This window comes from Salinispora pacifica CNR114 (assembly GCF_000514775.1).
In the GTDB taxonomy this organism is placed as follows: Bacteria; Actinomycetota; Actinomycetes; order Mycobacteriales; family Micromonosporaceae; genus Micromonospora; species Micromonospora pacifica.
In genome coordinates, this window is sequence record NZ_AZWO01000051.1 from 16,962 (window position 1) to 29,080 (window position 12,119).

At 70.8% G+C, this 12,119-nt stretch carries 11 protein-coding genes; 9 read left to right on the plus strand and 2 right to left on the minus strand.

Annotated elements, in window-relative coordinates; genetic code table 11:
- Window positions 1-13 precede the first annotated feature (13 nt).
- The 5 genes from B118_RS0122830 (at window position 14) to obgE (ending at window position 6,336) form a co-directional block, all read left to right on the plus strand.
- Window positions 14-739, plus strand: coding sequence for a TIGR03936 family radical SAM-associated protein (locus B118_RS0122830; protein WP_080635209.1), 726 nt, complete (start codon window positions 14-16; stop codon window positions 737-739).
- A 129-nt stretch (window positions 740-868) separates the two neighbouring features.
- A complete protein-coding gene (locus tag B118_RS0122835; RefSeq protein WP_028193506.1) occupies window positions 869-3,979 on the plus strand; it encodes an Rne/Rng family ribonuclease in 3,111 nt (1,036 codons plus the stop codon).
- A 241-nt stretch (window positions 3,980-4,220) separates the two neighbouring features.
- On the plus strand, window positions 4,221-4,535 hold the full coding sequence (rplU, locus tag B118_RS0122840; RefSeq protein ID WP_018223008.1) for a 50S ribosomal protein L21: 315 nt from the start codon (window positions 4,221-4,223) through the stop codon (window positions 4,533-4,535).
- A gap of 11 nt (window positions 4,536-4,546) precedes the next feature.
- Window positions 4,547-4,801: a 50S ribosomal protein L27 gene (gene rpmA, locus B118_RS0122845; protein WP_020608316.1), complete on the plus strand. Its 255-nt coding sequence runs from the start codon at window positions 4,547-4,549 to the stop codon at window positions 4,799-4,801.
- Window positions 4,802-4,890: 89 nt separating this feature from the next.
- The gene (gene obgE, locus B118_RS0122850; protein ID WP_018823952.1) at window positions 4,891-6,336 is read left to right on the plus strand and encodes a GTPase ObgE; all 1,446 of its coding nucleotides are present in this window, start codon (window positions 4,891-4,893) and stop codon (window positions 6,334-6,336) included.
- A 121-nt stretch (window positions 6,337-6,457) separates the two neighbouring features.
- Here the strand turns inward: obgE and B118_RS0122855 are convergent, their stop codons facing one another.
- Together B118_RS0122855 and B118_RS0122860 are read right to left on the minus strand one after the other, a co-directional pair.
- On the minus strand, window positions 6,458-6,928 hold the full coding sequence (locus B118_RS0122855; protein WP_018223011.1) for a DUF4383 domain-containing protein: 471 nt from the start codon (window positions 6,926-6,928) through the stop codon (window positions 6,458-6,460).
- Window positions 6,929-7,134: 206 nt separating this feature from the next.
- Complete coding sequence (locus tag B118_RS0122860) at window positions 7,135-7,353, minus strand: DUF397 domain-containing protein (protein ID WP_018216626.1); 219 nt, start codon at window positions 7,351-7,353, stop codon at window positions 7,135-7,137.
- Between the two features lie 66 nt (window positions 7,354-7,419).
- Here B118_RS0122860 and pepN point away from each other — a divergent pair, with 66 nt between their 5' ends.
- The 4 genes from pepN to B118_RS0122880 all read left to right on the plus strand — a co-directional run bounded on the left by pepN (window position 7,420) and on the right by B118_RS0122880 (window position 11,871).
- A complete protein-coding gene (pepN, locus tag B118_RS0122865; protein ID WP_028193507.1) occupies window positions 7,420-9,933 on the plus strand; it encodes an aminopeptidase N in 2,514 nt (837 codons plus the stop codon).
- 204 nt (window positions 9,934-10,137) lie between these two features.
- Window positions 10,138-10,734 (plus strand): nicotinate-nucleotide adenylyltransferase, encoded by a 597-nt coding sequence (gene nadD, locus B118_RS0122870; RefSeq protein ID WP_018223013.1) that lies wholly within the window; start codon window positions 10,138-10,140, stop codon window positions 10,732-10,734.
- A 109-nt stretch (window positions 10,735-10,843) separates the two neighbouring features.
- Complete coding sequence (gene rsfS, locus B118_RS0122875; protein ID WP_018216623.1) at window positions 10,844-11,242, plus strand: ribosome silencing factor; 399 nt, start codon at window positions 10,844-10,846, stop codon at window positions 11,240-11,242.
- Entirely contained in the window at window positions 11,239-11,871 is a 633-nt protein-coding gene (locus B118_RS0122880; RefSeq protein WP_018813013.1) for a histidine phosphatase family protein, read from the plus strand. The genes rsfS and B118_RS0122880 overlap by 4 nt, the downstream gene beginning before the upstream one ends.
- The last annotated feature ends 248 nt before the right edge of the window (window positions 11,872-12,119 follow it).

Here is a 12,119-nt window from a genome sequence, read left to right on the forward strand (position 1 = left end):
GGTCGTCCAGCGGATTCGCCTCCGGTACGCCAAGCGGGGGCCACTGCGGTTCACCTCGCACCGAGACTTCGCGCGCGCCTTCGAGCGGGCGCTGCGTCGGGCCGGCGTACCGATGGCGTACTCCCAGGGCTTCACCCCGCACCCGAAGATCTCCTATGCCAGCGCCGCGCCGACCGGTGTGGCGAGCGAGGCCGAGTACCTGGAAATCGGGTTGCGGGAGTCGGTCGACCCGGCGGCGTTGCGGGCGGCGCTTGACGCGGCCCTCTCGCCCGGACTCGACGTGCTGGATGCGGTGGTGGCGACCGACGGCAGCCTGGTCGACCGGATCGAGGCGGCGCATTGGCGGATCGAGTTGCCGGAGGTGGACCCGGATGTGCTGCGCGCGGCGGTGGCCGCCTTCACCGCTGCGGACGAGGTCTTCGTCGAGCGGATGACCAAGCAGGGCCGGCGGACTTTTGACGCCCGGGCAGCTGTCATCGATATCAATGTGATCATGTCGGATGAGACACCTTCCGAGGCCGTGGCAGTACCGTGTGCGATACTCGAGCTGGTCGTGCGGCAGGTCACTCCCGCCGTTCGACCTGATGACGTCCTTTCCGGCCTCCGCGTGGTGGCCGACCTGGAGCCGCCGGTGTCGCCGCGGGTGACCCGGCTGGCTCAGGGCACGCTGACCGCGCAGGGTGCGATCGCGGATCCGTTGGACGCGGGCCGCGACGGGGCAGTTATCGGTGGACGCTGACCGACGGTCGGTGTCTGGCTAGGCAGACTTCGCCGGTCGCGCCGATCGCGACTGGCGGAAACACCTTTTGCGGCGACCCTGCGTGGCAGCGCTCACCCGCGCCCGGGGTAGCCAGAACTGGAGACGTCCATGCTCGAGAACGAGCCCGAGGGCGGCGAACGCACCGGTTTCCACCCGGATGGCGAGACCGCCGAACACCGTGTTGGCGACGGTGCCGCCGCCGCGAACACCACGTCGGAGAAGGGCGACCGGGCTGCCCGGGAACCCGCCGGGGACACACCGTCGTCGGTCGGCCCAACGACGAGCGAGGCGGTGGGTGCCGGCGCGGCCGAGCCGGCGGCCCGGGTGCGCAAGCGGGTCAGCCGGAAACGGGTGACCCCGGTCAACCGGCCGGAACAGAGCGAGGCGCCGATCGAGGCGGGTAGCGGCGCCGTACCGGGGGCGGGCGAGGCACCCCAGGCCGAGGTGCTTGCCCCGATCGCGGGCGAGGGTGAGTCACCGACGAAGGCGACGCGTCGTCGTCGGAAGGCGACGACGGCCAAGGCGCCGGCGGAGCCGGTGCCAGCCCCCGGCGCGCAGGAGGAGGCGGCGGCGGAGACCGCGCCGCCGGTGAAGGCGACGCGGACCCGCCGCAAGAAGACCGTCCCCGCGCCGGTCGAGCCGACCGCCACCCCGGCTGAGGCCGCTGCTCCGGTTGACCCGATTGCTCCCGCTGAGCCGAATGCTCCCGTCGAGCCGACCGGTGCTCCGGTTGAGTCAACCGCGCCCGAACCGGTTGCCGCGCCTGAGGAGGAGCCGGCTGAGTCGGCTCCACCCGGCGGTGCGGCGGTGGGGGAGGTGCCGCCCGGGGTGGCGGTAGCCGACCCGGTCGAGCCGGAGCGCCCGGCTCGTGGTCGACGTGCCCGGCTCTCCGCCCCAACAGTGCTGTTCATGGCTCCGTTGCCCGAGGAGTCGGTGCCGGCCCGGGCCGCCGAGACACCGGCCGCCGCCGAGCCGGCCGCGGAGGAGCCGGTCGAGACGTCGCGGCGCCGCCGGCGGGGCCGCCGCAACGGCGAGTCGACCGCGGAGGCCGAGGCCGTCGAGCCTGGGGCGGACCGGAAGACCGAGGAGGCCGGGGAGGCCGAGGAGGTCGAGGAGGCCGGGGAGGTCCCCGAGGGCGAGGACGAGGACGACATCCTCGGTGGCCGGCGCCGCCGTCGGCGGGGTCGTCGCGGGCGTGGCCGGGGTAAGGGGGGCGCCGACGAGGTTGAGGAGCAGGAGGCCGAGGAGGAGGCCGTTGCCCAGACCGAGGCGGTGGAGCCGGAGGCCGAGGAAGACGACGAGGCCGAGGCCGACGCCGGAGGAGGCGACGGGCTGACCCGGCGCCGCCGCCGTCGGCGCCGGCGTGGTGCCGGAGACGTGGAGGCCGCCGCAGAGGACGGGGTGCCCACGGTCGTCAAGATCCGGGAGCCGCGTCGCACCGTTGACGAGGTGCAGGGCGTCTCCGGCTCGACCAGGCTGGAGGCCAAGCGCCAGCGCCGCCGGGACGGCCGCGAGCAGCGCCGGACCCGGCCGCCGATCCTCAGCGAGGCTGAGTTCCTGGCCCGCCGGGAGGCGGTGGACCGGGTGATGGCGGTCCGGCAGCGGGGCGACCGGACGCAGATCGCCGTACTGGAGGACGGGGTGCTGGTCGAGCACTACGTCACCCGTAACTCAGCGGTCACCATGGCCGGCAATGTCTATCTGGGCAAGGTGCAGAACGTTCTGCCCAGCATGGAGGCGGCGTTCGTCGACATCGGGCGCGGCCGCAACGCCGTGCTGTACGCGGGTGAGGTCAACTGGGACGCCACCGGGCTGGAAGGGCGAGCCCGCTCGATTGAGCAGGCCCTCAAGTCCGGTGATTCGGTCCTGGTGCAGGTCACCAAGGATCCGATCGGACACAAGGGCGCGCGGCTGACCAGCCATGTGGCGCTCTCCGGCCGGCACCTCGTCTACGTGCCGGGCGGCAACGCCTCCGGGATCAGCCGCAAGCTGCCGGACAACGAGCGCAAGCGCCTGCGGGACGCGCTGAAGAAGCTGGTTCCGGAGGGAGCGGGCGTGATCGTCCGTACCGCCGCCGAGGGGGCCACCGAGGACGAGCTGGCGCGGGATGTCAAGCGGTTGCAGGCGCAGTGGGAGGACATCCAGGCGAAGGCGGGCCGAGGCGGTGCGCCGGTGTTGCTCTACGAGGAGCCAGATCTGGTCATCCGGGTTGTCCGGGACCTCTTCAACGAGGACTTCCGGGAGCTGGTGATTGAGGGTGAGAGCGCGTACGACCTGGTTGAGTCGTACCTGTCGCACGTCTCGCCGGACCTGGTCGCCCGGCTGCGCCGGCACGTGGGCACCGTGGACGTCTTCACCGAGTACCGGATCGACGAGCAGATCCTGAAGGGCCTGGACCGCAAGGTCTTCCTCCCCTCCGGGGGGCACCTGGTGATCGACCGTACTGAGGCGATGACCGTGGTGGACGTGAACACCGGCAAGTACACCGGTGCCGGCGGGAACCTGGAGGAGACGGTTACCCGGAACAACCTGGAAGCCGCCGAGGAGATCGTCCGGCAGCTGCGGCTGCGGGACATCGGCGGCATCGTGGTCATCGACTTCATCGACATGGTCCTGGAGTCGAACCGGGAGTTGGTGCTGCGTCGGTTGACCGAGTGCCTGGGGCGGGACCGCACCAAGCATCAGGTGACGGAGATCACCTCGCTTGGTCTGGTGCAGATGACCCGGAAGCGGATCGGTGCCGGTCTGCTGGAGGCGTTCAGCGAGACCTGTGAGTGCTGCAAGGGTCGTGGGTTGATCCTGCACACCGAGCCGGTGCCGGAGAAGCCACGTACGGGCGGCAGCGGAGAGAAGGTCAAGGCGGTGGCGCCGGCCGAGTCGGGCGGGTCGTCCCGCCGGCGGGCGCGGAAGGGGACCTCCGCCGCCGAGCGGACCGGGTCCGAGAGCGAGGAGTCGCGGGGCGCTGGTACCACCACCCCGGAGGCCACCTCCCCGACGTCCGGGGCTGACTACTACGACACGATGGGCTATGACCTGTCCCGCTATGAGGTGGAAACACCGGCTGCCCCGAGCGCGGTGGCGAGCCAGAGCGGCGACATGGCGCGGCTCGCGGCGCCCGACGACCCGGACGCGGTGGGCGGCGAGGACGGCGAGGAGCTCGAAACCGCGGGCCGGCGGCGCTCCCGCCGGAGCGGTGCGCGACGCCGTACCCGCCCCTGACGGCGGTGCCACGCCGACCGGAACCCGCCCCGCGGGTCCGGTCGGCGGACCCTCCTGCCGGGTAGGGTTGGGCGTTTTGGCCGGCCGGTTTGGGGGAGCTCCGGACCATGGCGTACGCTTGCCGGCGGCGCACTTTGGTGTGCCGACCTCCCGCGTGCCCGCGCCGCCGTGCCTTGTGTCATCCGGCGAGCCGCCGTGGGAACGACCGCCAGCAGCCTCAACGACAGGGAGTCCGCCTCCGATGTACGCGATCGTCAAGACCGGCGGCAAGCAGTACAAGGTCGCCGAGGGCGACGTGATCGAGGTCGAGAAGCTCGCCGGTGCCCCCGGTGACGCGGTGCAGCTTGCCGCGGTGCTCCTCGTCGACGGTGACGACCTGGTGACCGACGCGGCGAAGCTTGCCAAGGTCGAGGTGTCCGGTGAGATCGCCGCGCACACCAAGGGCCCGAAGATCCGGATCCACAAGTTCAAGAACAAGACCGGCTACCACAAGCGCCAGGGTCACCGTCAGCCGTTGACCCAGGTGAAGGTGACCGGCATCTCCAGCGGGAAGTAGGTCGTCCTCCAATGGCTCACAAAAAGGGTGCGTCCAGCTCGCGTAACGGTCGTGAGTCTGCGGCCCAGCGGCTCGGCGTGAAGCGCTTCGGTGGTCAGCTCGTCAGCGCGGGCGAGATCATCATCCGCCAGCGTGGCACCAAGTTCCACCCGGGTGACCTGGTCGGTCGGGGCGGGGACGACACGCTCTTCGCGCTGGCCGCCGGTTCGGTCCAGTTCGGTACCAAGCGCGGTCGCAAGACTGTCAGCATCGTTCCGCAGCAGTAGCTCCGGCGAAGCGGGCCGCGGACCTGGTGTCCCGGCCCGCTTCGGCTTTTCTTGTGCTCAGTTCAACCCCCGCTGGAAGGATTGGTGGCGTGACGACGTTCGTTGACCGGGTCGTCCTACACCTGCAGGCCGGCGACGGCGGGCACGGCTGTGTCTCGGTCCACCGGGAGAAGTTCAAGCCGTTCGGTGGTCCGGACGGGGGTAACGGCGGGCACGGCGGCAGCGTCTCACTGGTGGTTGATCCGCAGGTGCACACGCTGCTCGACTTCCACTTCCGCCCGCACGTCAAGGCCGCCAACGGCCGGGGCGGGGCCGGCTCGAACCGGGACGGCGCGAACGGCGCCGACCTGGTCCTCAAGGTTCCCAACGGCACTGTCGTGCAGAACGCCGACGGTACGGTTCTCGCCGATCTGGTAGGTGCCGGGACAACCTTCGAGGCGGCCCGCGGTGGCCGTGGTGGCCGGGGTAACGCCTCGCTGGCCAACGCCCGCCGCAAGGCGCCGGGCTTCGCCGAGCTGGGCGAGCCCGGCGACCAGATGGACGTGGTGCTGGAGCTGAAGAGCGTCGCCGACGTCGGTCTGGTCGGCTATCCGTCCGCGGGTAAGTCATCGCTGATCTCGGTGATGTCCGCCGCGAAGCCGAAGATCGCTGACTACCCGTTCACCACCCTGGTACCGAACCTCGGCGTGGTCCGGGCGGACAACCACACCTTCACCGTCGCGGACGTACCCGGCCTGATTCCGGGCGCGGCCACCGGCAAGGGGCTCGGCCTGGAGTTTCTCCGGCATATCGAGCGCTGTGCGGTGCTGGTGCACGTCGTCGACACCGCGGCCCTGGAGACGGAGCGCGACCCGGTGGCCGACATCGACGCCCTCGAGGCGGAGCTGGCCGCGTACGGCGGTCTGGTTGATCGGCCGCGCCTGGTCGCGCTCAACAAGGTCGACGTGCCGGACGGGCGGGACCTGGCCGAGATGGTCCGGCCGGAGCTGGAGGCCCGTGGCTTCCGGGTCTTCGAGGTTTCGGCGGCCACCCGGGCCGGGCTCAAGGAACTGAGGTACGCCATGGGCGAACTGGTGACGGCGGCGCGTGCGTCCGCACCGCCGGCGGAGCCCGCCCGGATCGTGATCCGGCCCAAGGCGGTCGACGACGTGGGCTTCACCGTGGAGGCTGTGCCGGGCGGTGCCTGGGTGGTGCGGGGTACCCGTCCGGAGCGGTGGGTCCGGCAGACAAACTTCGACAATGAGGAGGCGGTCGGCTACCTGGCTGACCGACTGGCCCGGCTCGGCGTCGAGGAGAAGCTCGGCAAGGCCGGTGCGCAGGCGGGCGACCTGGTCCGAATCGGCGAACGCGAGTTCGACTGGCAGCCGACGCTGTACACCGAGTTCGTCCCCGGGATACGCGGTGGTGACCAGCGGCTGGCGGAGAAGTCGGAGCGGCCGTCGGCCGCCGAGCGGCTGGCGGCCCGCAAGGCCCGGCGGCAGCGCCCAGCCGATGAGGTCGACTCCGGCGAGCCGGTCGGCGACGACGCGGAGTGACCGACCACGCCGGCTGATCGCCCGGGCAACCACCCGGCGAGGGCCACGTTTCGTGGCGGGCGACTGCCCCGGGCGAGGGCCAGGTTGGTCTGGCGGGCGGGCAGTCGGGCCGATGGGTGGGTCAGGGCCGGTCCAGGGGAGTGTCGAGTCGACCCCCGGTGCCTTTCTGGTTGGACAGAAGCAGGCCGAGCACGAGCATCGCGAAGCCGAGCCCGAGGTGTAGAAAATTGTCGGCGTCGTTCACCGGGATCACGTTCGCTGCGCTGGATCGGTCGATCACGAGCCCATAGATCCACAGGGCGAGGGTGAGCGCACCACCCACGGTGAGGAAGACCCGTGCCCCGCCTACCCGGCGGGCCAGCAGCAGGCCGGCGAGGCCGGAGCCCAGGAGCAGGATGTTGTGCAGGAAAGAGACCTGGAACAGGCCGAACAGCTTCGCTTCGGAGTCTGGCCCGGCGAACCGCAACTCGGCATAGTCGGTGGTGATCCCGGGCACGAACCCGAGCACTCCCAGTAGGAGGAGGAGTCCCGCCACGGCGAGGGCCGCGACCTGGAGCCCGGTTCGCGACCGCGCTCGTGCGTGCTCTGCCATGCCTGCACCTCCGTCGATCCGCGGCCTTGGCGCCGTGGCGCGGGCTCGCCCCCGACCCGACAGTCCATCATTGTCCGGTCCCACCAGCGGACTCCGCAGCCAAACGGTGGATCACACCGGTGGCCGGCCGGAGCCGAGGCGGGCGAAGGGCCGGACGCACCGCCCCGACCCGGACCGCCGATCCGGGCCGAGGCGGTCCAGCCGAATCAGTCCAGGTCGAACTCGCCGTCCTGGGCGCCGGCGACGAAGGCGTCCCACTCGGCCTGGGTGAACACGAGTACCGGCCCGTCCGGCTCGGCGGAGTTCCGCATGCCGATCAGGTCGTCGACGAACGCGACCTCGACGGCGGCCTCGGAAGTGTCGCCCTCGGCTCGCTGCCAGACGGCCCGCGAGACATCGAAGTCGCCTTTGGGGTGCGTCGTCATGGTGCATTCCTCCAGTGCCGTGGGTTGGGGGGCAATTCGTATTGTTCCATCGGGCAGGATAAGCGGATGCCGAGCCTTACCCGCGTAGAGGCGACCGCGCGCGCCGCTGTGATTTCTGTCGAGTCCTATCAGGTGGACCTCGACGTGACCGGCGACGAAGGGTTTCGTTCGCAGGCCACCATCCGGTTTCGGGCGACTCCCGGTTCGCGGACGTTCGTCGAATGTCAACCGCAGGCGCTGCGCTCGGTCCGAATCAACGACACCGACCTTGACCCCGCCCTGCTGGTCGACAACCGGCTGCCGCTGACCGGCCTCGCCGAGCGGAACACGCTGACGGTCGAGGCGGAGATGGGGTACACCAATACCGGTGAGGGGATGCACCGCTTTGTCGACCCGGCCGACGGGGAGACCTACCTGTACGCCATGTCCTTCCTCGACCAGGCGCAGCGCATCTTCGCCGCCTTCGACCAACCCGACCTCAAGGCCCCGGTCACCCTCGCGGTGACCGCGCCCGAGCACTGGACCGTCGCCGCGAACGGCGTACTGGCTGCCTCGCCGCGTCCAGGCCGGTGGGAGTTCGCCCCGACCGAACCGCTGGCCACGTACCTGGTCTCGTTGATCGCCGGGCCCTGGTACGTCCACCGGGACGAGCATGACGGCATTCCGCTCGGCGTCTGGTGTCGCCGGTCGCTCGGGACGTACCTGGATTCGGAGATCGGTGAGATTCTCACGATCACGAAGCAGTGCCTGGACCGGTATCACCAGCTCTTCGCGCAGCGGTACCCGTTCGGCAAGTACGACCAGGCGTTCGTACCGGAGTTCAACGCGGGGGCGATGGAGAATCCGGGGCTGGTGACCATCCGGGATGACTACGTCTTCCGGTCCGCGGTCACCGAGAGCGAGCGCGAGTGGCGGGCCAGCACCATCGCGCACGAGATGGCGCACATGTGGTTCGGGGACCTGGTCACCATGCGGTGGTGGGACGACCTGTGGCTGAACGAGTCGTTCGCCGAGTACCTGGCCACCCGGGTGATCGTGGAGGCCACCCGCTTCGAACGCGGCTGGACGACCTTCGCGATGCGGCGCAAGATCTGGGGGTACGCGGCCGACCAGCGCCCATCCACCCACCCGGTCGCCCCGGCGGAGGTGACCGATGCCGCCCAGGGACTGCTCAACTTCGACGGCATCTCGTACGCGAAGGGCGCCGCGGTGCTGCGCCAGCTCGTGGCCTGGCTCGGCGACGACGACTTCCTGGCCGGGCTCAACGCGTACTTCACCGAGCACCGGTTCGGCAACGCCACCCTGGCGGACCTGCTGGCCAGCCTGACCGAGGTCAGCGGGCGTGACCTGACCGGCTGGGCCCGGTGCTGGCTGCGGACCGCGCAGGTCAACACGCTGCGGGCGGAGGTCTCGCTCGGAGCCGATGGTCGCTACACCGAGGTGGCCCTGGTGCAGAGCGGGCCGGAGTCCCACCCGGCGCTGCGCCCGCACCGGGTCGGCGTCGCCCGGTACGCCGCTGACGGCACCGTGCAGCACCGTCTGGCGGATCTTGAACCTTCCGTCGACGGCGGTCGCACGGTGCTCACGGACCTGGCCGGGCAGGTGGCCGCCCAGCTGCTGCTGCCGAACGCCGGCGACCTGACCTACGCCAAGATCCGACTGGATCCGGCCTCGGCGGACGCGGTACCGCTGTTGTTGCCCCGCCTGACCGACTCGCTCGCGCGGGCGCTGCTCTGGGGAGCTGAGCTGGATGCCGTCACTGACGGGGAGCGGCCGGTCACGGAGCTGGTGCGGCTGATCACCACCGCGCTGCCGGCCGAGACCGAGGTGGTGATCGTCGAGGATGTGGTGGCGATCAGTCGATCGCTGATCAACCGCTACCTCGCCCCCCGCGCCCGCGAGGCGGCCCTGGCCCAGGTCGCCGTCGCCGCCGGGCAGCTACTCGCCACCGCGCCGCCCGGTGGTTCGCTGCAGCTGGCCGCGGCTCGGGGGTGGATCGCCGCGACCGACGACGTCGACCGGCTGGCCGGTTGGCTTGCCGGCCAGGTCAGGCCGCCGGGGCTCGCGATCGACGCGGAGCTGCGGTGGTCGGTGCTGGGGCGGCTGGTGGCGCTGGGTGGGGCCGGTGCGGCGGAGATCGCCGCCGAGGCGGCAGCCGACCCGAGCGCCACCGGGGCCGAGCGGGCCGCCCGTTGTCGCGCGGCCCTGCCCGACCCGGCGGCCAAGCAGGCTGCCTGGGAGATCATTGTGGCGGACACGGAATGCTCCAACCGCCTGGTCGCGGCTACCGCGAAGGGTTTCTGGCAGCCGGAGCAGGCGACGCTGACCGCCCCATACGTGGGGCGGTACCTTGCCGACATGCCGGCTGCCTCGCGGTTGCGTACCCCGTGGGCGGCGGAGCGGATCGCGGAGCGGGCGTTTCCGCGCTATGCGGTCGCGCAGAGCACCCGGGAGGGCGTCGCGGCGCTGCTCACCCGGGAGGATCTCACCCGGGGCCTTCGTCGGACGTTGATCGACGCGGACGACGACATGCGCCGGGCGCTGATCGCCCGGACCGCCGTCGCGGCGGTGGACGCCTGAGGAGTGCGGTCCGGCCGTGTGGGCGCAGTCCTGACCGACGGGGAGCATCCCCACTTCCGTCGGGTTCGCTTCGGTCTCGGGCGGCGCGGGGACCGGGCCGCTTCGGCCCTCAGGCGGCGGGGAGGCGGGGCCGTGTTGGCCTCGGGCGGGCGGAAAGCCGGGGCGGTGCCGGTGCTGGCTGCGCGGTCGGCCTAAGATCGCGGGGTGGAGGAAGACATCCGGCGGGTGGGGATCATGGGCGGCACGTTTGACCCGATCCACCACGGGCACCTGGTCGCAGCGAGCGAGGTGGCCGACCGGTTCGGGCTGGACGAGGTGATCTTCGTCCCCACCGGGCAGCCGTGGCAGAAGGAGGACGAGCCGGTCAGCCCGGCCGAGGACCGATACCTGATGACGGTCATCGCCACCGCCTCCAACCCTCGCTTCCAGGTCAGTCGGGTCGACATCGACCGTGGTGGCCCCACCTACACCATCGACACGCTGCGTGACCTGCGGGCCGTGTACGGCGCCAAGGTGCAGCTCTTCTTCATCACCGGCGCGGACGCCCTGGAAAAGATCCTTTCCTGGAAGGACCTGGACGAGGCCTTCGGGTTGGCCCACTTCATCGGCGTGACCCGGCCCGGCTTCAGGTTGTCCGACGCGCACCTGCCCGCCGACACGGTGAGCCTGGTGCAGGTACCCGCGATGGCGATCTCCTCCACCGACTGCCGTGTCCGGGTCTCCCGCGGCCAGCCGTTGTGGTACCTGGTGCCCGACGGTGTGGTGCAGTACATCGCAAAGCGGCGGCTCTACCAGCAGTGATTCGTCCTGGCCTGCGGCCCTTTCTGCCCGAATGCGCCGTAACCGACCGGCCGGGTCGCGCTTTCATGTGAGACGCTTAAGGGGTCGCACGCATGATCGAAGGAGAACGGTGACAGTTTCCGAACGCGCACACGAGCTGGCGACCGCCGCCGCCCAGGCCGCCGCCGACAAGAGGGCGCAGGACATCGTCATCATTGATGTGGGTGATCAGCTCGCCATCACCGACGCCTTCCTGCTCGCCGCCGCCCCAAATGAGCGTCAGGTGCTCGCCATCGTTGACGCAATCGAGGAGCGTCTGCTCCAGCTGCCGGAGAAGGCCAAGCCGGTCCGGCGCGAGGGGGAGCGAGGCGGTCGTTGGGTGTTGCTCGACTACGTGGATATCGTCGTGCACGTCCAGCACACCGAGGAGCGCGAGTTCTACGCGTTGGACCGGCTCTGGAAGGACTGCCCGCAGATTCCCTTTGTTGACCGCGACCTCGCCGCCGCCGAGCCCGGCGCCGCCGAATGACTCGGCTGATCGTCTGGCGACACGGCAACACCGACTGGAACGCCAGCGGCCGCGTGCAGGGGCAGACCGACGTCGGTCTGAACGACCTCGGTAGGGAGCAGGCCCGAGCTGCCGCCCGGCTGCTCGCCGGGTTCCACCCCGACGCGATCTTCGCTAGTGACCTCCAGCGGGCAACGGACACGGCCGCCGCTCTGGCCGCCCTGACGGGGCTGCCGGTCCACGCCGACGTACGGCTGCGGGAACGGCACTTCGGGCCCTGGCAGGGGCTGCGGCTCACCGAGGCGGCCGAACAGTACCCGGACGAGTACGCCCGTTGGCGAGCTGGTGACCCAGACCCAGGAGCCGGCATCGAGACCCTGGACGACGTCGGTAAGCGGCTGGGTGTCGCGTTCCAGGAGGCCGCCGATACCGCCGCCGGTGGGACGGTGGTGGTCGCCACCCATGCTGGTGCCGCCCGGCAGGGCATCGGTCAGCTACTTGGCTGGGAGCCCGCCGTGCTGCGTACGATCGACTCGCTGCGTAATTGCCACTGGACGGAGCTGTGGCACGACGAACTGCGGGGTTGGCGCCTGCGGGCACACAACATCGGACCCCGCTATGACGCCGACTCCACCGTTAGCCACCGATAGCGGCTCCGATAGCGGCTATCCGTTTTGTGGCTGTGCGTTTGGTTAGGCAATGAAAATCTGGTTTGTCCCGGTTTGGGGTGTGGTCGGGGGCGCGGTGGTGGCGGAATCCCGGCCGCCGTCGGGGCGTTACACCCTGCGTACGGCCGTGGAGGTGCCCCGCGTGGGCGGGTGACACCGGGTGTGGGTCGCCGGGAATGACGGTGGCCGGCCGGTCGTTACATCTGGACCCGGCGCCGTGCGTGTCCCCC